The sequence below is a fragment of the Chryseobacterium sp. PTM-20240506 genome, assembly GCF_048296755.1.
GTDB classification, from domain to species: Bacteria; Bacteroidota; Bacteroidia; order Flavobacteriales; family Weeksellaceae; genus Chryseobacterium; species Chryseobacterium proteolyticum.
On the sequence record NZ_CP182581.1, the window covers coordinates 149,356 to 171,471 of the forward strand.

Genomic DNA, 22,116 nt, shown 5'->3' on the forward strand with positions numbered 1-22,116 from the left:
TCATTTGAGTATTGTGACAAATGTCAACGTTTTGAAGCTATATGGTCTGTAAATTTGCTTACAGAAAACCCTAAGCTGAAAATTATGGAATCAGAGATAAGCATCAGAGATAAAGAAAAAGGAAAAAGATTGGGTGTTGCGGGCGGTAATTACAGAGTAATTGTGTCAGGTGATGACACTGATCAAAGTTATGCAGTCATCGAAATGACGGTTCCGCCCGGAGGCGGTCCCCCGCCTCATTCTCATCCGGATACACATGAAATATTTTACGTACTGGAAGGAGAAGTTGAAATTAAAACAGAGAAAGGAAAAGAAGTCGTTTCTCAAGGTGGATTTGTAACAATCCCTCTTGGTGGTGCAATTCATTGTTTTAAAAATACATCGGATTCTTTTGTTAAACTTCTTTGTACGGTTATGCCTGCAGGTTTGGAAAAGATTTTTGAAGCGATCGGCCAGCCAGTGGCAGAAAATGAATTTTTACCCGTTCCCGAAATGACGGAAGAAAGAAAAAGTTTTTTAAAACATTTGGATGAACTTAATGGACAAAAAACTTATGATGTTAATTATTTAGATTAAAAAATTATGATTTTTACGAATGATTTAAATGAAACATTGCAGGTCTGTAATCTAGACCAGACAAATGCTGATATCGTTTCAAACGTACAAAAAACTGACATGACTTTTATATGGAATACGGGGCAATCCATGAAAATAGAGGTAGATAAATATGTTTATATTCTTCAAAAGAATCAGATTATATTTCTAACAGAATTCCATAAGATTGATTCTCTGGAGATTGAGTCTGCCAGAATGGTAAGATTTAATCAACCGTTTTATTGTATTGTAAACCATGATAATGAAGTTGGTAGTAAAGGAATGTTGTTTTTCGGAGCTTCGGACATTCCTATCGTTACTGTTGATGATGATATGATAAGGGATTTTGAGTTATCTTGGGAGATTTTTTGCTCGGAAATAAATAAAAACGATATTCTTAAGCAAGACATGTTACAATCTTTATTAAAAAGAATGTTAATCTTATCTGTAAGAATCCTCAGACAGTCAAACAAATTTAGTAATCTTGAAAAAAGCCAAAGTGATGTAATCAGGGAATTTAATTATTTGGTTGAAAGACATTTTGCAGAGCATCACGATGTTGCTTTTTATGCTTCCAGACTCAATAAATCTCCAAAAACATTGTCGAACTTATTTTCTCTTGTTTCTAGTCGGGCTCCGCTTCATATAATTCATGATAGAATAATGATTCATGCAAAAAGACAGATTAATTATTCTGGTTTATCCATAAAAGAGATTGCTTACGAACTTGGATATGATAATATTCAGACGTTCAGTCGGTTTTTTAAAAGTAAAGAAGGAGTATCCCCTGTTCATTACCGTAAAAAAGTTACAGAGTCTGTGTATTAAGTATTAATTAAAAAATAAAAGTTATGACAGATAAAATTACGATGCATGCTGCTTATTTTGAACAACAGGGATCAGCATCCGACGTTTTGCAGGTAAATCAATTGCCGATTCCTGTTCCCGGACGAGGAGAAGTTCGTATCCGTGTTATTTTATCAGGCGTCAACCCTTCTGATATAAAATCGAGGACAGGTTTTTTGGGGCCTATGCTTTTTAACAGAATTATACCACATCAGGACGGTGCAGGTATTATAGATGCTGTGGGAGAAGGAATAGATGCTATAAGGATTGGCGAAAGAGTTTGGATATATGAAGCACAATATGGCAGAGCAAATGGAACAGCATCCGAGTACATTGTTATTCCTGCCAATCAGGCTGTACAACTACCTGAAAATGTTTCTTTTGAGACTGGTGCAAGTTTAGGAATAGCAGCAATGACCGCGCATTATTGTTTATTTGCAGACGGGAATATCGCAGGTCGAAGGGTATTAATTCAAGGGGGAGCAGGAGCAGTCGGTGAAGCGGCAATACAGCTTGCTAAATGGTCAGGAGCATGGGTTGCAGCTACCATAAGGAACCCGGATGACGAAATGCGTGTCCGTTCAAAAGGATCAGATGTTGTTATCAACATGAGTAACCAAGATGTAGCTGAGGAAATAAAAAAAGCAACAGACGGTCGGGGAGTGGACCGGATTATTGAAGTTGACCTGAGTTCCAATTTAAATATTGATCTTGCAAGCATTGCAAAAGGCGGAGTTATAAGTACATACTCTGCAAAAAAAATGGACGAAAATTTCGCTCTTTCGATATTAAATTCCATGATAAATAATATTGCCTTCCGATTTGTATATGTCTATACAATGCCAGAAGAATTTAAAAAGAAAGCGATTGAAGATATTAGTAATTGTATTAGTGAAGGAAAATATACTCCTACTATTGGACTCACTGTTCCTCTTGACAAGATTTGGGAAGCGCATGAAGCGTTGGAGTTTCATAAGGTTAAAGGGAAAGTACTTGTACGGATTTTAAATGACGAAAATTAAAATAGGCAATGATACACTTTAGTGTACCAATTCATTTTCTTTTTAAAAAGTTGAAGCTTAAAGATTATAAGAGAAAAAACTTCGGTAATAATATACATAAGTGTACCAAAATATATTTTTAATGTAAATGCAATTTTTAAGATTAGTAACGCAATTTTTGTAGTTAAGTAACCTCGCATTAAATTTTAGTTTTGTATCTACAATTTTATTAACTTTCTTTTAATTGGATTCTATTGCTTTTTTTAGACAACCCGATCTCATGCTTCTCTGATTAGGAAAGCCTGTCATTAACTGTTTATATAATACTGAATTTCTGGTACCAGTAACAGAAGAAATATCGAAACATTTAGTGGAAGATTTAGAAAGAATTGCAGAATTGAATAATCTTGTCATGTGACCAAAACAAGCGTATCTTCAAACATTTTTATTGATGATCTAATTCGCCTAGCCAAATTAGACAGGAATTGTTAACTACCTGGTGCAGTGGATGACTATGAGACACTGCCAATCCATTTGAATGTGGCCGCCGAATTGGCAGGTATGCTATAGGTGAAGGATTGTGCCCCCCATTTGACTTTGCATGAAGTTGCTGAGCTGCTATTATTGTATGCGATAAGAACCTTTGAACCATCGGGATTTCTAAATGCTGTTGCACGGAATGTATTTTTGGCTTTGGCAAACACAAGAGACCTTGGATTTTGTTGAATGGTTAAAGCTTCATAACGAAAATATGAATAACAAAATACTGTTTGACGGCTTTGACATGCAATGTTATTTTGGAGCTTTACAGCAGATTACAGACATTTATAAAGCAAATAATTATGAGCTAGATGATATTAATAATCTGACTAAAATTTTAAAAGAAAACAATCGAGGTCAAAGAAAATATACAGATAAAATTCAGGATGCTATAAATAACTTATTGGATAAAATCTCCCAAAATGCTGTGAAAATTGATGATGCAGAGACAAAGAAAAGATATTTACAGAATATTACAGTAATAAGACAAAATATACAGGTTGGAAGTTCAGTTACCAGGGATAAATTTATGGCTGAAAATATAGATTGGATCAAACAAAATTATAACCCAAGCAGGGTAATCGTATCTGCCCATAACTTCCATGTTTCTAAAGAAGATTCCTCGTCAATGGGGTTTCATATAAACAAAAAATATCAAAGTGATTATGTGAACTTTGGATTTGCATTTTTTGAAGGGAATTACACGGCGAGCGTAAATAAAAAGATAGGAACATTCACATCACAAACATCACCACAAGGTAGTTTAGAATATAATTTAAATTCATTAAACATACCTTATTTTGTGTTAGATTTAAAATCTATAAAGACTGATAAAAATGAATTGGGAGAATGGATATTGAAAAAGATTCTGTTTCGAAAAACCGGTTCCGGAACTGAAAGTAATGAGTTTAGAAAAACAAATATTGCAGATTCTTTTGACTATTTGATTTTTATCAATAAATCTTCGCATTCAAATTTATTGAGAGGATTTTAACAGGAAATACACAACAGATGAAAGAAATTGATAAGTCGTCATGGTTCACAGTTGCTTAAAAATGCATTTTTGTGCATCCACAAGCTGCTAAAGCGGTAAGGATAATATAGTAATTATCAAATTTTTGTCATTTTATATTGCCTTTTAAATTTTCTTCACCTACATAAATATAATACTTAAAAAGCTCCAAAGTACAATGACTTTGGAGCTGATTTAATTGTAAATTAACCTGTTATTGCTTGATTATTTTAGTTAGAGTCGTATCACCTTTTAAGAAATAATCTCCCGATGGATATTCAGTAAGATCGATCGTGTTTTTCCCTTTTCTAAACATCATATTTTTAATGAGGTTACCATTGATATTATATAAATGAACATTTTCGTCCGAAGCGGATTCCACATTAATCACTCCTGTCGTTGGATTAGGATAAGCAGAGGTTTTTGTTTTTGGTGAAACTTCTGTTGTTGACAGAAAACAACCGGCAATATAGGAATCTCCAATAATATTAAACCCTTTATTGATCAGCTGAGCTCTGGCCAGCATAGCCTGCGGTGTAGAATAAACAAGTCCTGTTGCATCTATAGTTCCGGATGTTATTGTTGAGTTCCCCCATGTAGGATTATTATTCAGAGCAATAAGAAACTTACTGTAATTCGTACATGATAAGCCCGCATTTTTAAATCCAAAATAGATTGCATTCCAGCTGAAATTTTGAAGCTTGATGTTCCACGAAGAAATATCCTGGTCAAAATGGGAAGCACCCGAAAACATATTAAATCCGGCAATATAATCAACCTTGCTTACGTCCCAATTTCCAATGGGCTGATTGAATGATACTGCATTTTCAAACATATGCTCAAAATCTTTTACTTTACCTGTATTCCAGTTATTAAGAGGCTGATTAAATGCTTTTGCATTATAGAATGTATAACGGAAATTAGTAGCATTTTCCGTATTCCATGAATTTAATGGCTGATTAAAAGAAGTAGCATCCGAAAACATAGAAGAGAAGTCAGTTCCGGACATTGTATTCCAGGAAGAAATATCTTGATTGAAAGAAGAAGCAGAAGAAAACATGCCGCTAAAATTGGTTACTTTTGCTGTATCCCAGTTTCCAATATTCTGATTAAACAGAGTAGCTCCGCTGAACATACCGCTCATATCCGTAATATTGTACGGATTCCAGTAAGAAAATGAAGTGTGCCCTGTCAAAGATGAACAGTTTAGGAACATTTGTGACAAATTGTTTATATGTGTAAGGTCAGGAGTATCTGCAGCCGTTACATTAAGACTGGGACAGTTCGCGAATGCACTTTCGAATTGCTGGAGCCATGTAGTATTTCCCCACTGACTTACTTCTATGAGCTCCTGATTTCCCTCAGGAGACATAATACCGGTATTGGCCCTGAACCCATAAAATAATCCGTTACCGCCGGATACTTTCACTTCGTAGGTGGCTTGCAGAGGATCCGCATGTAATGAAGGTCCGAAATTTATGGTTATAGGATTGTTACTGTTTGAAGTGACAGAATTCATGATTCCATTATGCTGAGGATATCCTACTTCTTCCCAATAAATGGTGTAATCGGTTCCTGTGCCGCCGAACTTTATTGAATGATCAATAATGCCATTTGCATTTGGTTTCCAGAGCGTAGTAAATTCATTCTGCGCGTAGGAAATGAAAAAAGAAAGAAGAAAAATGATTATCAGTTGTTTTTTAAACATCATGTAAAAAAGTTGTTTTTAGGTTAAAATTTGGCTTAGTAAGACAATTAATTTCCCGGGATTCTTTATCTTATCTCTAATACAAAGGTACTTTTGCACAGCGACAGAACTCGTCGTATTAAAAATTATCATTTCTTTTTTTGAGTTTTTTGATGAAAATTATCCTGTAAATATTGGTAACAACAGAACAATTTAAATTGGAAAGAGTGTGAAGAAAAATGTATCCCATGTCAATTGGGTTGCAGCAATACGAATCGGTGGCTAAGCTTAGTACAATTATTTTAAAAAAGTTCAATTTTATAAACAAGAACGAAGATCCGTATTCAAATATCTCATTTTTAATCATTTAAATTATTTAAAATAATAAGTTCACATTTATCCTCCGGAACATTTTAAGCTTTTTCCCGGACTAATTTTGCTTCATAAATATTTTTATTATGAAAGCACTCCTGATTTTTACGGTGATGGTGTACAATTATTTTCAACCTTTCATGGCACCACCCATTAACAAAGAATTGAACTATTCCATTATCAAGGACAATAAAATGATTGGCAAGATCCATGTGGAACGTTCTCTAAAAGATGATGTCACTGAATATCTTTTTGAATCCAGGGCCAAAGTAAAACTTCTTTACAGTATTGAAATTTATGACAAAATGGGGGTTACCTTTAAACAGAATATCCTTCAGCAGGCCAGACTTTACCGGACAATGAACGGGAAACTAAAGGTGAACAATACCGCTACCTGGAACGGAAGTTTTTATCATCTTTCGGATAAAGATGGAGCTAGTGGCTCGCTGAAACAGTCAATTTTCAGTTCGACGGCAAGTTTGTATTTTAATGAACCGGGAAATATAAAATCCGTTTTTTCGGAGAAATTCCAAAAAATGATTCCTGTCCGGAAGATTACTTCGGGAAAGTACAGAATCGATCTGCCCAACGGAAACTCCACTACTTATACCTACAGCAATGGAATTTGTACTTTGGTGGAAGCCGATACGGATTTTGCGAACTTAAAATTTGTTCTTGATCAGAACCGATAATCAGGAGTAACAAATGACCTGAACCCTTTCTCCTAAAGGCCGAAATCAATACATTTAAAAACAGGGAAATATTATTGTTGACAGTGTTTTTTGTTTTGGTAATAATATCACAGGATCTTTCAAAAGAAAATACTGATTTTTGCGTTTATTTCTTAAATTTGACTCATGCGAAAGAATCTTTATTGTATCCTTATATCATTTTCTCTTGTGAGTTGCTATACTTATCAGGTAAAAAAACAGGCCGATCCCACAGCCGACAATAAGCAGGCATCCAAAATGAGCTCTGGTAATAATGCACCTGCGCAAACGAAAAATCCAAACGCTGATTCCCAAAATCTGAATCTGCAACAAGTATCCGCTCCTGTGAATGTTCAGGAGAAGCTCTCACCTAATAAAAATGTGAGGATTGAAGCAGACGGCAAAACCTACAAAGTAATAGTGGACAGATGGGAGAGTGATAGTCTGGTTGCGCATCCGGTCCATAATCCCAAGAAAATTCTAAAATTTCATAAGAATCAGATTAATGCCGAAAGAATTGCTGAAAAAAGATTTTCGCAACCCATAGCTGATATCATTACGGTAGCGGCCTATGCCGGTGCGGGGGTTCTTATCTGGTCGCTTTTGAAATAGTTTTCTACAAAAGTTTTTTGCGCTATTACGGTTGAACACCCCAGTATTTCGCTTGCTGTTTATTTTGGTTCAAAGCGCAATAAATTGCCAGTTGATCTATAACAAAGTAATTGATTGATTTTGAATTTGTTTCAGTTCAACTTATACCAAAAGATAACTTTTCATTTGCTATCTGCAGATGCATTCATCTTTCCTGGAGTGAAAGATGATGTGATTTCAATAGAATTTAGTACGTTTTTAATTCTTATTGGCTTGTAAATTGATATTATCAAGCTTATTGAATTTTTGATGACTAATGACTAGATCTACTATATTTTTAATTTTGCTGTTCAGTGGTTTTTTCTTTTTAAATGCACAGGAAAAAAAAGATTCTCTTTATTACAAAATAGAAGAATTTTCGGATCATCATAAAGTGACCAAATTCTTTCACCGTCTCATATTCCGTAGAGAAGCGGATTCTACTTCTGTTAAGTCCAGAACTGAAAAGCTATCGCAGGAGAAATATAACAGGAAATACATCAGAAATATCCGTATAGAAACGATAGACCCCTTTGGATATGGTTCCAAGGATACCAAAGAGCAATCTAAATGGTACGACTGGATCACCAATCACCTTCATCCTAATACCAAGACTTCTACGGTTAATAATTACCTGCTTTTTCACGAGGGGGAAGAGTATAATGCGCAGAAACTCTATGAATCCGAACGTTTGTTGAGAAAGATGGCTTTTGTCAACAGGGTTCATATCGGTGTTGAGGAAAGTAATTCCAACAATGATTCTATTGATGTGGTGGTAAGGGTTCTCGACTCATGGAGTTTAAAACCCAGGCTAAGCTACTCGGGAAGTAAAATCGGCCTTGGAGTTACGGAAGAAAATGTTCTGGGATTAGGCCATACCTTCGATTTCCTTTACCGAAACGATTCTAAAGAAAAGCAAAACTACCTTTTGGGAAGTTACACGGCCTATAACCTTTTCGGGTCCTATGTTGATGCACAGATTCTGGGGGAGAGGGATTTTTTTAAAAATGAAAGAATCAACTTCAATGTCAGGAGAGACTTTTTCTCACCGCTCACCAAATGGGCCGGTGGTGTTAGTCTGGAATATTTCATGAGGCATGTTTTACTTCCTGTAGAGAATGATACAACATATCCGGAAGTCCAGATCAAGGTATATAGCCAGGATGTATGGGGTGGATATCAGATTCCTGTTTCATCCGATCCGAATGAAAAAGTCTCCAGTAATATTGCCATAATCGGGAGGTTTCAAAACTATCAATATAAAGACAGCCCGGGAATCGACCGGTATCAGTATTTTAATTCTTACAGCAGTTTCCTGATGTCTATCGGGTTTATCCAAAGAAATTTCTCGGTTCAGAAAAATATTTTTCAATATGATTTGCCGGAAGATATTGCTTATGGTAAATCGTTGAATTTGACTGCCGGGGGATTGTCAAGGAATAACGACGTAAAACCATATGTGGGAGTTGCGGCATCTTATGGTAATTTTACCAGGCTGGGATATTTTAATTTAAAAGCTGAGTTCGGAAGGTTTTTTAATGAAGACAATCAAAATCGCGAGTCCTTCCGGTTGGATGGAACTTATTTTACCCATCTGATGGATTGGAAATTTGCCAAGGTGAGACATTTTTTCTCTCCGACCCTGGCTTTGGGAAATCCACAGCATAACTATTCGTACAAAGACAGAATTAATCTTTCGGCTTCAGATGAATTTCCGGTTTATAACTCGGATTATATCGGGACTAAGAAACTGGTTCTGAGATATCAGCTTCAGTTGTTCGTTAATAAAACATGGAAGAATTTTCACTTCAGCCCGTATTTAACCGCCGCAGTGGGCTGGCTGGGTATGCCTGATGACAAATTACTGAAAACAACAGCCAACACAAAAATAGGAATTGGTGTTCTGATCAATAATCCTTTTCTGGTATTCAACAGGATCCAGATCTCTTTTACTTATTATCCGCGTGTTCCGTTTGATAATAATTCGGTTTTTGATTTTAACAGCAACCGAAATAATCTTTTACCAATCAATAACTTTTCGACCGATATTCCGCATTTTGTGAATTTTGGAAATTAAAGAACAGTTTTTTATACTTTCGTTTAAAGAGCCTTCCTGAGAAGGCTCTTTTTGTTTTAGATTATAGCCCGAAATAGATCAAACTTCAGAACCTAATTTTTTTTCAGATGAATCACCTTCTAAAAGGAAAGTTAGTTCGTCACAATGGACTACTTTGTCATTTTTGAATTTGAATTCTGCAAAGACTTTGTGTTTTACTACCTCTTCATTCTGAAGAATACTGGTCACATAATGCTTTGTAATCACGCAATTTTCATCACTCATTATATTGTCAAACACTACCTTTTGCTCAACTACTTTTTCCTTTAATTTCCGGATATGATTTTTAAAAGAATTAAAATCCAGCATTACCCCATCTACCTCCTGAATATAATCTTCACTGAAGTATTTGTTGATCAGGGATTCGTCATAATTTTTGTTTTCTATGACTTCTTTGAATACGGCTTGTATTAATTTTTCCATTGTTGATATAATTTTCAACAAATGTAGCCTGGAAGTAAGTGATCCGTCGTTAACAATTGTAAAGAAATGAAGCGTTCATCGATTTCTGATCCTGCTTAAGCTGACCGGCGTCATACCGAGGTAAGACGCGATCAAATGCTGAGGAATACGGAGGATGATTTCCGGATTTTCTTCAAGAAGCTTTTTGTAGCGCATCTCCGGCTTTTCCCGGATCTGAGAGATCAATAACTGCTGGTAATCATTTACCCGGCTTATGAGATATTTATTAAAGAGATTCACGAAGGTAATGTCTTCGGATAATGTATCGATATCCGTTTTTTCTACTGATAAAAGGCTGCATGCTTCGATCGTTTCCACTGTATAAGAGCTTGGCTGATGATAAAAGAAGCTCTCGGAACAGCAAAAAATATGATTTTCAAACAGGAATTGAAATGTGACTTCTTTACCGTCATAATTTGTCCAGCCTCTCAGAATTCCTTTTTTTAAATAATAGAACTTTCGCGAAACTGTTCCTTCTTCGATTATTACGCTTTTAGGCCCGTATTTTTCTTCTTTCCCGGATTTGAAAAGAAGATCAGTAAGCTGATGTAATTCGTGGTCTTTCATAGAATGCAACTAAACATTATTCATGTTTACGGGATGAAAATAATGAATTCTTCCTGTTTTTAAGCGAAGTGGTAAAGAAAAATAACATCACCGGTGTATGCGGGTTTCTCTTCACCTTTAATGATCAGCTTAGCCTGGATCACCGCTTTAACAGTTCCTCTGAGGTTGGATATCATTTTTGCGGTGGCTTGTAGCTGTACTTCGCTGTTAACACGTACAGCCTGCCCAAATTTGAAGCTTTCTATTTCGTAATTGATTTCCATTTTTACATTACGGACATCCGCTATCTGCTTCCATAAATAGGGGATAAGAGAAAGAGTGAGATACCCGTGGGCTATGGTTGATCCAAAAGGTCCTTCTTTTTTTGCCCTTTCCGGATCGACATGTATCCATTGCCGGTCTAAAGTTGCATCAGCAAATTTATCGATCTGTTCCTGATCTATCTGATGCCAGTTGGAAACACCTATGGTTTTTCCTTCATAGGACTTATATTCTTCAAAATTGTTGATCGTTACCATTGTATTTCCGTTTATTTTTTAACCTGATCGGCTTTATTGTTTTACTTACCAAGTTTCCTGCCAAGTTAAGGCTATTGATCCGGAATTACATATTAAAACTCATTTCACTTTTTTGGTTGTTCTTTATATGAATGATGATGAGGGTTTTGAACAAAAGAATTTCACTTTGAGCTTACTTGTAAAAAATATAAGTAAAATCAGTTACTAATGATTTTTCTAATGGAAAGGGTATACACGGAGTTTCCTGAAGGATGAAATGTAGGAAAAGAGTAATTTACAAACAGATTATGTCTTACTGATGAATTTTACTTTGGGCTTGCTATCTATTCTCAGTACACTTTGCTGGTGAAATTGACGAATATACTTTTGTGTAATACTGTCGAGGGAAGCATTTCTTTCTTTGGTGGGTTTACCGAGAAAGGTCACCACCTTGGTATTTTCGGAAATGGTTTGTTTGGTCTGGGTGTCCATCCATTTCCCGACAGCATCTACTTCTGTATATCCCTCAGGGAAGTAGTGGGTAATAACCCCGTCACAAAATTCCTTCCACTGCCGCTGGGTTACATTGCCTCCGGTCGGGATATTGGTTCCAAAATACAGATCGGTTCGCTGCATGGTAGCGCAGGAAGTAAGAACAAGACTGAAAATAGATACAGATAAGGCTGTTTTTAAAGTTTTCATGGCTTTTTGGGTGATGATATGTTGGAACACTTTTTCCTTTTTAGTATTGCTTTTCTTATAATCCGGATGCAAATTATGTACTCAGCAAATATAAAATTTTAATTAAAACAATTCAATTTCAGGTGATAAATATATTTTAACCATTTGTAATATTGTTGTTTTTTACCCAACACAAAAAGGCCTTAAATATGTATTCAAAGCCTTTTGCTATTTATTCCGGTCAATATTAGTTACTCATCAGGAAACTAAACTTATTGATGTTTTTAAGCGCGATACCTGTACCTCTTACAACGGCTCTCAAAGGATCTTCCGCCACACATACAGGTAATCCTGTTTTTTTGTGTATTCTGTCTGCAAGTCCATGAAGAAGGGCGCCACCTCCGGCGAGATAGATTCCCGTTTTATAGATGTCTGCTGCCAGTTCAGGCGGAGTGAGGGAAAGCGTTTCCATCACCGCATCTTCAATTCTCATCAGGGATTTATCCAGGGCTTTAAAAATCTCTTTGTAATTCACCATGATCTCTTTAGGTTTCCCGGTGATCATGTCTCTTCCCTGTACCGGAATGTCTTCCAAAGGATAGTCCAGCTCTTCCAGTGCAGATCCGATTTCGATTTTTATTCTTTCAGCTGTTCTCTCTCCAACATACAGATTGTAATAGGATCTCAGGAAGTAAGCAATATCATTGGTAAAGACATCTCCGGCTATTTTAAGCGATCTGTCGCAAACGATTCCACCCAGTGCAATGACTGCAATTTCAGTCGTTCCGCCGCCTATATCTACGATCATATTTCCTTCCGGATTCTGAACGTCAATACCCGCACCAATTGCAGCGGCCATTGGCTCATAGATCAGCTTAACTTCCTTTGCATTCACTTTCAATGCAGAATCTTTTACAGCCCTTTTTTCCACTTCCGTAATCCCTGAAGGAATGCAAATGACAATTCTAAGTGCTGGCTGTATAAATCTTCCCTTAATTCCCGGTATCTGTTTAATGAATTCTTTGATCATGTGTTCGGAAGCATGAAAATCAGCAATCACACCGTCTTTCAGCGGACGTACTGCTTTAATATTTTCATGGGTCTTCCCCTGCATAAGCTTCGCCTGTTCTCCGGCTGCTATTGGTTTTCCCGTTGTACGGTCAATAGAGACGATCGAGGGCTGATCAATGATGATTTTGTTATTATGTATAATTAGTGTGTTAGCGGTTCCAAGATCCATTGCGATCTCTTGTGTAAACATATCAAATAGCCCCATCTTTTTCGTTGTTTTTTAGGCTGCAAAGTACGGCTTTATGTATTAAAATCACAGCCTCCGAATTTAAGTAAAGGCGTTAAAGTTGTGTTAATTATCTTTCTCCCTAATCTGCATTCCAGAGTTTTAGAAAGTTTCCCGGGAGTGTCAGAGTTCAATTGATTAGTTTAAAATATAGAGTATATTTATAAAGGCAGATCAAGATAGGTATTAAGCGATCAAAAATACCTGTAGTAAATATTATTAAAAACTTATTATGAGCCATAACCATTTTGCAGAAAGAATTATTGAACTAAAAAATGAAGATCTCGAATTGCGTGATCAGCTTATCAAAAGAGGGGAACTCGGGGAAGGATATCATAAAGAAATGGAACAATTGCATAACAGGAATGCGAAAAAACTGAATGATATCATGGATATTATTGGTTACCCCGGTATTGACAAAGTGGGTAAAGAAGCCAGTGAAGCTGCCTGGCTGATTATACAGCATGCTATCGGCCAGCCTGAATTGATGAGAAAATGCGTCCGGTTATTAAAAGATGCAGTAGACGAACAAAAGGCCGATCCTAAAAATCTCGCCTATCTTAGTGACCGGATTGCCGTGTTTGAAGGAAAGCCGCAGCTATACGGAACCCAATTTGACTGGAATGAGAACGGAGAAATGGTCCCGAATTTTATTGACAATATCACAAAAGTTAATGAACGAAGAAAATCTGTTGGGCTGAATACACTCGAAGAGCAAACGGCCATAATCCGTGAGCAGGTAAAAAGAGAAAATCAATCGCCACCTGAAGATTTTAGCAAAAGAAAAAATGAGCTGGAAATCTGGAAGAAGAAAGTAGGATGGATAAAATAAAACGGTAACAATCAAATGGTCTTATTTCTGAGCTCTTTGTATTTTGAACGTCCAATCGGAAGGATTTCCCCGTTTTTAAGCAATAAGCCGTAACGGGAGCCGGAGCTGATGGTGATCTTTTCAGCTTGAGACAGATTGACAAGATAGGATTTGTGAATCCGCTCAAATTCTCCCGGAAGAAGCTGTTGTAAAAGCTCTAAAGATTTATCGTGCAGCTCCTGCCGGCCATCTTTTAAGTGAAGTTCGGTATAAATTCCGGCTCCTTTTATATAAATCAAATCCGAAATATTCACCAACCGTATTTGTCCGGATCTCTTCACAGCCAGGTATTGGATATCGTCACCGGATTTGATGGAAGGGCTGCTAAAACGGTTAAGAGCCTGAAAAAGCCTGTCCTCATCAAAAGGCTTGGGAACAAAGTCCAGTACTCCATATGCAAAGGCAGTGATTGCTTTATCGGTATTGGCTGAAACAATGATGGTGTGAAAAGAAGAGGCTACCATATGTTCCAATACTTCAAAACCATTATCACCATTGAGGTTCAGATCGAGAAGCAGCAGATCAGGAAGATCGTGTTCTATTTGGGAAAGTCCTTTTTGCAGAGAATCGCAAACTGTAATCCGAACAGGTCTGTTTTCGAAGAATTTTGCTGTCATACGCTGCAGGCGATGTGCGATCCTTGATTCGTCCTCTATAATCAGTATATTCATGATCTTGTAATTTGAATGGTCGATAGCCAACCGTTTTCTGTTTGAACGGATTTGAATACCCAGTTTTGTCCGTAACTTTCTGTCAGACGGGCACGAATATATTTAAGTCCGTTGCCGCCACTCCGGCTTGTGAATACCTCACGGTTTTTTGCAATGGTTTCGAATACATATTTGTGATGATTTCCCGATAAGGAATAGCTCAGTTTAAATGTAATGATATTTCCGGGCAATGGTTCACTGTGGGTAATGCCATTTTCCAGTAAAGTATGAATAATGGCGGGTGGAATGAATTGCGTTTCATCTATTCCGTTTTGCTCCCATTTATAGTTTATCTCTTTCCGGAAACCCATAACTGAAAGATGCTGCCGGCAAAGTTCGAGCTCTTTTGTTATGGGAATCAGGGTCTGTTCGGAAATCTCGTTCATAATGTCAAACTCTGCGGCCAATGCCTGGATGAAGCGCGATCCTTCCCTGGGTGATTCTTCGACCCAGTCCATCATAGAGGTCAGGGTATTTCTCAGGAAATGAGGCTGAATATTTTTTTTCAGCAATTCCAGTTGCAGCCTTGAAGAAAGCAATACAGCCTGCTGGTGTTCGGCTTCAATAACACTGGTCCGGATCGAGTGCAGGTAAAGCATGCTTAAAACAATGATAGTGAAGCTGATAAAGAGTCCATAGTCGTAAAAAATAAATTTATGCATCAAGCCGCTGATCAAGAGTCCTGCCAGTACGATAAAACCTCCTTTTTCTTTTTGGATAATGCCGTTCAGAACGACAATGATAGCTGCTATCAGCATTGCCAGACTGTATAGTCTTGCGGTAAGGTCGTAGTGTCCGTAATTAAATCCATATAATAATAAGAGTGTTACCAGAAGGGCTGCCATGAGCCACTTTCCTCTTTTAAAATTAAACTGAATAATAAAATACCAGGGAACCAAAAGCGCATTGGCAAAGGTGAGCCATCCAATAATTTCCAGGCGGATAAAAAACTGAGAGTAGGGAATAACCACATGAAATTTAAGGTATTCCATGATCAGTAAAACAAAAAATAAAAGGCAGGTGGTTGCAAAAATAAGGATATCAAGAGGTCTTCGCCTGCTGTTCAGGTACAGGAAAAAATAATAGACTGCTGCAATAAGAAAAGCTCCTGCCATGAGATTCATGTACGACATGGTAACCAGGGGCTTGGTTAATAAGGTCGTGTATTTATTCATCTTAAATCCAATGTCACGATGTACATGAGGAAGTAATGATTTAGAAGTTCGCAATGCAACAATATGGGAACCCGGTGAAATCAGGCTGTCCGGAACTCTGTAATAACTGCTTTCGGAACCTGGGGTTTCAGGTTTTCCATTTTGAGGTAATTGTCCGTTGTTTCCGATAAAAACACCATCCCAATATACTTCAAATGCGCCAAAAGATTCAATCTGAAGTCCTAAAGGCGTAAGTTCAGGTTCTACTTGCCGGAGATCAAGACGGGTCCGTGACCAGAATATCTTATCAGAAGTATCTCCTCTTACCCGTGACCAGTTTTTGTCATTGTAGTTCTTAGCTGCCCAGGCCGGATCATCTCCTGTTTTATACAGCGATACAGGTTCATCATTCTGAATAACCGGGATATTCACCAGGTTCAGGAATACCAATAAAAGCAGGACCTTATGCATAATGTAAATATACAAGGTAATGGATAAATCCTGGTTGTCGTTTGAAAGTCTGTAGAGCTGTTTGCATGTTTTTAATTAGGTTGCAGATACATAGACTTATTTATCACATCATATTACAGATCCGATGTCATCTGGTTCAGATCATCACTGCTTATCTGAAGTATTTTTTCCATAAAACCGTTGATAATATCGAGTTCCTGGTCAGAATATGTTTTGAATAATTCTGTTGTAGCAGCTATTAAAGGAGCGTATAACGGGAATACCCTTTGTTGTATGGTATTTAAGTTGGGTTCAATAATTACTTTTCTTCGGTCAGATTTATCCAGGACCCTTTTTACAAAATCTGCTTTTTCAAGGCGATCGATCATTTTGGTAACGGCTCCTCCTGATATTCCTGTTTCGCTGGAAAGTGTTCCAGCAGTCGCTTTTCCGTTTCGTAACAGGACTTCCAAAGCTTCAAGATCGGTAGGATTGATTTTCAATTGAGCGGCGATAAGATTGCTCCTTCTAACAGCATGGGTACTTTGTTCTTTGAGTCTTTCACCGATTTGTTCTATTTTATTTCTGCTCATTGTTGTTGGTGTAAAATAATTTATTTTACTTTGTGAAATATTTCATAAGTAAAATAAAATCAAACTTAATTATATACAAAGTAAACAAAAACCGATCAGTTATGGAAGAGAATCGAAAAGCCATTATTTTAGGTGCCGGAATTGCTGGTACAGCCATGGCATTATTCCTTGAAAAAATTGGTATTTCCTCCGAAATCTTTGAGCTAAGATCACGAAAGGAAACTGCGGGTGGTGGCCTGAATATAGCACCAAACGGAATGAATGTACTGGCAGAGCTTGGCCTGGCAGAGGAAATTATTCAAAGCGGATGTCCCGTTCATGAAGGAGTTTTTAGAAATGCCAAAGGAAAAAGGCTGGCAAAAATGCTGTTTACAGATCTGCAGAAGTTTCCGCAACCTGCAGTCAGTATGAAGAGGCAGACATTGGTAGATATCTTAAGGAAAGCTGTCCGAACTAAGAATATCCCGCTTTATTTTGAAAAGAAATTAAAAGATATTGTCCAGACTGACGATGGGAAAGTGATCGTTTACTTTGATGATGATACTGTTTCAATCGGGGACCTGTTGATTGGAGCAGATGGGATCAATAGTGAGGTAAGAAAGTCCGTTGCCCCTGAAATTCAACCGGAATTTACCGGGATTGTTTCGCATGCCGGTTTTATTTCAAGAGATAAGCTGGCAGATTTAACAGACAGGGAGTTCAGGAACATTAATTTTATTTATGGCAAAAACGGTTTCTTTGGCTTTAGCGGAGCAAACGATAAAGAATTAATGTGGTGGACCAACGTCATTTCCCAAATGCCCTGGTCTAAAGATCAATTGAAAAACATTCATGTGGATGAGGAAAAGGAAGTTTTGAATAAACAATATGGAAGCTATAGTTTTCCGGTATCGGATATCATTAATAATGCAGATTCTTACATACGCGTCAATGTTTTTGATGTACGTTTTCTTCCTGTTTGGTCTCATCGAAAAATAATACTGATAGGAGATGCAGCCCATGCGGTAAGTCCAAACTCCGGACAGGGAGCGTCTATGGCCCTGGAAGACGCAATGTTGCTGGCTAAATTGCTCAGAGATCAAAAAGAATGTCTGTCCGCATTTTCACTATTTGAACAAGAGCGCAGACCTCGGGTAGAAAAAATTGTACTTGAAGGAAGAAAAAGGGGAGAGGATAAAGTAGTGGTAAACGGTTTTAAGCAATTCATCAGGGAAACTATGATTAGAATTTTCATCAATCTTTTTGGATCAAAAGGAAACGACTGGCTTTTCAGCTATAAGATTAAGTGGTAAAAGAGAGAAGTTTACAGAAGTAATAGTTGAGTCTAATCTTCCGGATTGCTGTTCGAAAGCCTCTGGAGCGGTTCACATGTTTTTACTTTAAACAGACATGAGCACGTTCTAATTTTACTTCATGAAACAATTAATAATCATCTTTCTGATCATGTTGGCAGCTCCGCTTTATTTTGCCCAGCAAGCCATGATAAAAGGCGTCATCAGCGAAAATTCCGGACAGCCATTATCCGATGTGACCGTTACATTAAAGGACAGTAACGATAAATCCATTGCAGTGGCTATCTCAGATAGCAAAGGAGCATTCCGGCTGGACCAAATTCCCATGGGAAATTATAGCATTGTTTATCACCTGATTGGTTATCGGGAAAGCCATAAACAGATACAGGTAAACTCGGAGACAATACATGTCGGAACTGTTCTCCTGGAACCTGATGCAAAGCTTTTAGAAGAGGTTTCTTTAACAGGGAAACGAGGCCCAGTCAGTTTGAAGCTTGATAAAAAAATTTTTGAAGTAGGTAAGGATGTTCTGTCACAATCGGGAGCAGTTACCGATTTGTTAAACAGGGTCCCTTCCGTAAGTGTAAATCCGGGTGGCGGGATCAGTTTACGAGGGAACAACAATGTCCTCATACTGATTAATGGACGGAGAACAGGGTTAACGCAAAGCAATGCATTGGAGCAATTGCCAGCGGATCAGATAGAACGGGTAGAAGTGATAACCAACCCTTCTTCAAGGTTTGACGCAGCCGGAACAGCCGGTATTATCAATATAATCCTTAAAAAGAATAAAAAAGCAGGTTTTAGTGGCCAGTTGCGTGTTGTTGGAGGTATTCCCAATGAAACCAGAATAAGTCCCAGTCTGAATTTTAAATCCAATAAACTCAATTTATTTGCTACGTACGGACTCAGGTTGTCTGATTATGTGGGGGTATACACCATGCAGCAGTCTTCAGGACTTTCCGATGCCTCTTATTTACTGGATCAGAGACAGGATGAAAACAGGCATGACGATGCCAAACTGTTATATTTTGGAGCAGATTTTCAAATTAATGATCAGAACAGCCTTACTGCTGCTTTTCTCCGGAACTCAACACGTGATCATGATAAAACCCGTATGAATTATCTGTACTCTGGGAGAAATAGTTTGGCAGACAGCAGTGTCACACGCAATGGAGAATCCTGGGAAAAGAGGAGCTACAATCAGCTGGAGTTTAATTATACCAAAAGCTTTGATAAGCCCGGAAAGAAATTTACTGTCGATATGCAGTATGATTTCTGGGACAGTGATAAAGAATGGAATCTTGAAACGCGAAGGGTTTTCCCGTTGGCGGCTGGCTTGCCTTTGATCAGGACAGGTTCAGTAGGAAGCAGTAAGGATTTTATGATCAAAACGGATATGATCCACCCGCTGGACAGTACTTCTACCATTGAATACGGATTAAAATTGGAGGACCGCAGGGTCAACAGTGATTTCATTGCTGAGCAGAAAAATATTTCAGGCTGGGATATCATTGATCAGATTGATAATCACCTTTTATATAAAGAGCTGATCGGAAGTGGCTATGTTCAGTTTTCAGGTAAGAAAGGAGCCTTTAGTTATCAGGGAGGATTACGTGGTGAGCTTACCAAAATAGGAATTGAAGACCGGATGGGAACCTACACAAGCAATAAAAATTACACCCGTTTGTTTCCAACATTAAACCTAAGTTACCATTTTAACGGGAATACGACTTTGCAGGGCAACTATAGCAAGAGGATCAACAGGCCGTCCCTTACCATGATTTATCCTTTTAATGAATTGACAGATCTCAGCAGCCGTTATGTGGGAAATCCGGATCTTAATCCGTCATATGCACAGGTAGTGGAATTTTCTTTTCTAAAGAACACAAAGACGCTTACTTTTAATCCATCGGTTTACTACCAAAGAAACAAGGGGATAATTGAGGATTACACGTACAGGAATGCTGAAGGGCTTTTTATTACCATGCCTGTAAATATTCATAAAGAAACCCGGAGTGGAATAGAGCTGTCCGTATTATACAATCAGTTAAAATGGATTCAGCTGAATACAGAGCTCAACCTGTTTCATTATGCAAAGGAAGGATCTTATCGGGAACAGACTTTTGATTTTTCAGGAACTACACTGACTGCCCGTTTAAGTGCTCAGCTTAAACTGAAGGATAAACTTTCTTTCCAGACAATATATAATTTCAGGGGGGGCAATGCAACAGCTCAAACCCATACTAATGCGGTACACAGTATCGACTTTGGATGCAGCAAAACTTTTTTAAAAGACAGGGCAACCGTCACATTTGATGTGAGCAATCTTTTTGAATTACGCAAACTAAGCAGCGTAACCACCGGAGCAGATTATGTGATCAACCAGACCAATATCCCTAATGCCGCCCGATATCGCCTGACGTTGGTCTACCGATTGAATATAAAAGATAACCAGGCTGTGCGGCAGGCCAAAACAGGAAACCGTAACTAGATTTATCTTTTTTTTGTTGAATAAACAATCCTGTATTTTATGATCATTTCCGTTTTACTATTTTTATAAAAAACTTTCCAGCCCTTATGAACAATTGTATTTTTTGTAAAATAATAAACAGAGAACTCCCTGCAAGCATCATCCACGAAGATGATCAGGTAATTGCTTTTATGGACATCCAGCCCGTTAATCCGGGACACATATTAGTAGTGCCGAAAATACACAGGGAATTCATTGCCGAACTGGACGAAGATCTTACTTCAGGAATGTTCAATGTTGCTGCTAAAATTAATAGGGCCCTTAGGAAATCGGATATAAGATCTGAGGGAATCAATTATTTTCTTGCCGATGGTGAAGCTGCCGGCCAGGAGGTTTTTCATACCCATCTGCATATTTTCCCGAGATTCCGTAATGATGGTTTTGGTTTGCGGTTTGGTGAAAGATATTCAGTCCTTCCGGATCGCAAAGAGCTTGATGAGGTATGTACATCTATTAAAAAGATGATGGAATAATGTAGAAAAAGTATTTTCCCAATATTCTGAGCATACAGTTCACGATCGGAATTTGAATTTCAGGATATGATTTGTTGAGGATTTATTATTTGGATAAAAGCAAAAGAAAAGGTGCAGATTAAAATTAATTTTTTCATAATACTGAAAGCAATTATAGCAGCAAATCTCATAAAAAAACAGCAAATAAAAATAGAACGAAATTAACATCTTTTCTGTGTAAAACATATTGAAATACTTTATCAGGTTGACCAAAAAATGAATTACATTTGTCTCTAAGACAGGGGATGGCCGCATCTTAACATATAAAAATGAAATTACCAGAAATACATGGATATATAGATCGAAGGATTTTGATCAATTTTACTGCTGATCCTGACGCAGTAGAAAAGATTCTCCCTTTTCCATTCAGACCAAAGCTTTATAAAAATAAAGCAATAATAGGTATTTGCCTGATTAGGCTTAAAAATATTAAAGCGTTGGGGCTGCCGGATTTTATGGGGATCGATTCCGAGAACGGAGCACACAGAATTGCTGTTGAATGGGACGAAGGCGGAGAGGTAAGGACCGGGGTATATATTCCGAGAAGAGATACTTCATCGAAGATCAATACGCTTATAGGCGGACGTGTATTTCCGGGTAAACATTATTATGCGAAATTTAATGTAAAGGAAAATAACAAGCATTACCATGTTGATTTTAAAAGCTCCGATCAGCTGATTACTTCAATTGATGCTAAGGAAATTGAAGTATTTGATAATCATTCCATATTTGAAACATTGCAGAAGGCTTCAGACTTTTTTCAGGAGGGATGTCTCGGGTATTCGCCTCATAAAGATAAGCTGGAAGGACTTCAGTTGAATACCTATACATGGGAAATAAGACCTCTTGAAGTGATGTATTTGAAATCAACTTTTTATGAAGATGAAACACTTTTCCCAAAAGGCTCTATAACGTTTGATAATGCTTTGCTGATGACCAATATCGAGCACACATGGAAATCGATGCCTGAAAAATGGTGATTCATTAAA

22 protein-coding genes are annotated in these 22,116 nt (G+C 37.5%); 12 read left to right on the plus strand and 10 right to left on the minus strand.

Features of this window, described 5'->3' with window-relative positions:
• Positions 1-84 precede the first annotated feature (84 nt).
• Genes ACNFU2_RS00695 through ACNFU2_RS00705 form a run of 3 tightly spaced genes read left to right on the plus strand, consistent with a single transcriptional unit; the run spans position 85 to position 2,462 of the window.
• On the plus strand, positions 85-576 hold the full coding sequence (locus ACNFU2_RS00695) for a cupin domain-containing protein (protein WP_273647601.1): 492 nt from the start codon (positions 85-87) through the stop codon (positions 574-576).
• 6 nt (positions 577-582) lie between these two features.
• Complete coding sequence (locus tag ACNFU2_RS00700; RefSeq protein ID WP_273647602.1) at positions 583-1,422, plus strand: AraC family transcriptional regulator; 840 nt, start codon at positions 583-585, stop codon at positions 1,420-1,422.
• Positions 1,423-1,445: 23 nt separating this feature from the next.
• On the plus strand, positions 1,446-2,462 hold the full coding sequence (locus ACNFU2_RS00705) for an NADPH:quinone reductase (protein ID WP_273647603.1): 1,017 nt from the start codon (positions 1,446-1,448) through the stop codon (positions 2,460-2,462).
• Between the two features lie 491 nt (positions 2,463-2,953).
• Here ACNFU2_RS00705 and ACNFU2_RS00710 read toward each other — a convergent pair whose 3' ends face one another.
• Positions 2,954-3,145 (minus strand): glycoside hydrolase family 30 beta sandwich domain-containing protein, encoded by a 192-nt coding sequence (locus tag ACNFU2_RS00710; protein WP_373428006.1) that lies wholly within the window; start codon positions 3,143-3,145, stop codon positions 2,954-2,956.
• On the opposite strand from ACNFU2_RS00710, the gene ACNFU2_RS00715 reads away from it, so the two are divergent.
• On the plus strand, positions 3,121-3,975 hold the full coding sequence (locus tag ACNFU2_RS00715; RefSeq protein WP_273647604.1) for an erythromycin esterase family protein: 855 nt from the start codon (positions 3,121-3,123) through the stop codon (positions 3,973-3,975). The genes ACNFU2_RS00710 and ACNFU2_RS00715 overlap by 25 nt on opposite strands.
• 232 nt (positions 3,976-4,207) lie before the next feature.
• Here the strand turns inward: ACNFU2_RS00715 and ACNFU2_RS00720 are convergent, their stop codons facing one another.
• Positions 4,208-5,704, minus strand: coding sequence for a BspA family leucine-rich repeat surface protein (locus ACNFU2_RS00720; protein WP_418123267.1), 1,497 nt, complete (start codon positions 5,702-5,704; stop codon positions 4,208-4,210).
• 434 nt (positions 5,705-6,138) lie between these two features.
• Here ACNFU2_RS00720 and ACNFU2_RS00725 point away from each other — a divergent pair, with 434 nt between their 5' ends.
• From ACNFU2_RS00725 to ACNFU2_RS00735, 3 genes are all read left to right on the plus strand, one after another.
• Entirely contained in the window at positions 6,139-6,744 is a 606-nt protein-coding gene (locus ACNFU2_RS00725) for a DUF6134 family protein (protein ID WP_273647606.1), read from the plus strand.
• A 165-nt stretch (positions 6,745-6,909) separates the two neighbouring features.
• Positions 6,910-7,374 carry a hypothetical protein gene (locus ACNFU2_RS00730; protein ID WP_273647607.1) on the plus strand — a complete coding sequence of 155 codons (465 nt, stop codon included), beginning with the start codon at positions 6,910-6,912 and terminating at the stop codon, positions 7,372-7,374.
• 295 nt (positions 7,375-7,669) lie between these two features.
• Entirely contained in the window at positions 7,670-9,469 is a 1,800-nt protein-coding gene (locus tag ACNFU2_RS00735) for a hypothetical protein (protein WP_273647608.1), read from the plus strand.
• A 78-nt stretch (positions 9,470-9,547) separates the two neighbouring features.
• On the opposite strand, the gene ACNFU2_RS00740 is transcribed toward ACNFU2_RS00735, so the two are convergent.
• The 5 genes from ACNFU2_RS00740 to ACNFU2_RS00760 all read right to left on the minus strand — a co-directional run bounded on the left by ACNFU2_RS00740 (position 9,548) and on the right by ACNFU2_RS00760 (position 12,991).
• Positions 9,548-9,931 carry a hypothetical protein gene (locus tag ACNFU2_RS00740; protein ID WP_273647609.1) on the minus strand — a complete coding sequence of 128 codons (384 nt, stop codon included), beginning with the start codon at positions 9,929-9,931 and terminating at the stop codon, positions 9,548-9,550.
• Between the two features lie 75 nt (positions 9,932-10,006).
• A complete protein-coding gene (locus ACNFU2_RS00745; RefSeq protein WP_273647610.1) occupies positions 10,007-10,537 on the minus strand; it encodes a Crp/Fnr family transcriptional regulator in 531 nt (176 codons plus the stop codon).
• Between the two features lie 59 nt (positions 10,538-10,596).
• Positions 10,597-11,055, minus strand: coding sequence for a MaoC family dehydratase (locus ACNFU2_RS00750; protein WP_273647611.1), 459 nt, complete (start codon positions 11,053-11,055; stop codon positions 10,597-10,599).
• 285 nt (positions 11,056-11,340) lie between these two features.
• Positions 11,341-11,736: a DUF3574 domain-containing protein gene (locus ACNFU2_RS00755; protein ID WP_273647612.1), complete on the minus strand. Its 396-nt coding sequence runs from the start codon at positions 11,734-11,736 to the stop codon at positions 11,341-11,343.
• A gap of 226 nt (positions 11,737-11,962) precedes the next feature.
• Complete coding sequence (locus tag ACNFU2_RS00760; protein ID WP_418123271.1) at positions 11,963-12,991, minus strand: rod shape-determining protein; 1,029 nt, start codon at positions 12,989-12,991, stop codon at positions 11,963-11,965.
• A gap of 253 nt (positions 12,992-13,244) precedes the next feature.
• Between ACNFU2_RS00760 and ACNFU2_RS00765 the strand changes: the two genes are divergently transcribed.
• Complete coding sequence (locus tag ACNFU2_RS00765) at positions 13,245-13,844, plus strand: DUF6624 domain-containing protein (RefSeq protein WP_273647613.1); 600 nt, start codon at positions 13,245-13,247, stop codon at positions 13,842-13,844.
• Positions 13,845-13,855: 11 nt separating this feature from the next.
• Here the strand turns inward: ACNFU2_RS00765 and ACNFU2_RS00770 are convergent, their stop codons facing one another.
• The 3 genes from ACNFU2_RS00770 to ACNFU2_RS00780 all read right to left on the minus strand — a co-directional run bounded on the left by ACNFU2_RS00770 (position 13,856) and on the right by ACNFU2_RS00780 (position 16,790).
• On the minus strand, positions 13,856-14,554 hold the full coding sequence (locus ACNFU2_RS00770) for a LytR/AlgR family response regulator transcription factor (RefSeq protein WP_273647614.1): 699 nt from the start codon (positions 14,552-14,554) through the stop codon (positions 13,856-13,858).
• Positions 14,551-16,218: a histidine kinase gene (locus ACNFU2_RS00775; RefSeq protein WP_418123274.1), complete on the minus strand. Its 1,668-nt coding sequence runs from the start codon at positions 16,216-16,218 to the stop codon at positions 14,551-14,553. Before ACNFU2_RS00775 ends, ACNFU2_RS00770 begins: the two co-directional genes overlap by 4 nt.
• Positions 16,219-16,331: 113 nt before the next feature.
• Complete coding sequence (locus ACNFU2_RS00780) at positions 16,332-16,790, minus strand: MarR family winged helix-turn-helix transcriptional regulator (RefSeq protein ID WP_172277968.1); 459 nt, start codon at positions 16,788-16,790, stop codon at positions 16,332-16,334.
• Positions 16,791-16,891: 101 nt separating this feature from the next.
• On the opposite strand from ACNFU2_RS00780, the gene ACNFU2_RS00785 reads away from it, so the two are divergent.
• From ACNFU2_RS00785 to ACNFU2_RS00800, 4 genes are all read left to right on the plus strand, one after another.
• A complete protein-coding gene (locus ACNFU2_RS00785; RefSeq protein WP_273647616.1) occupies positions 16,892-18,082 on the plus strand; it encodes an FAD-dependent oxidoreductase in 1,191 nt (396 codons plus the stop codon).
• Positions 18,083-18,203: 121 nt separating this feature from the next.
• Positions 18,204-20,576, plus strand: coding sequence for an outer membrane beta-barrel family protein (locus tag ACNFU2_RS00790; RefSeq protein ID WP_306611633.1), 2,373 nt, complete (start codon positions 18,204-18,206; stop codon positions 20,574-20,576).
• 86 nt (positions 20,577-20,662) lie between these two features.
• Positions 20,663-21,088 carry an HIT family protein gene (locus tag ACNFU2_RS00795; RefSeq protein ID WP_172277974.1) on the plus strand — a complete coding sequence of 142 codons (426 nt, stop codon included), beginning with the start codon at positions 20,663-20,665 and terminating at the stop codon, positions 21,086-21,088.
• Positions 21,089-21,396: 308 nt separating this feature from the next.
• Positions 21,397-22,107 (plus strand): DUF2071 domain-containing protein, encoded by a 711-nt coding sequence (locus tag ACNFU2_RS00800; RefSeq protein ID WP_418123277.1) that lies wholly within the window; start codon positions 21,397-21,399, stop codon positions 22,105-22,107.
• Positions 22,108-22,116 lie beyond the last annotated feature (9 nt).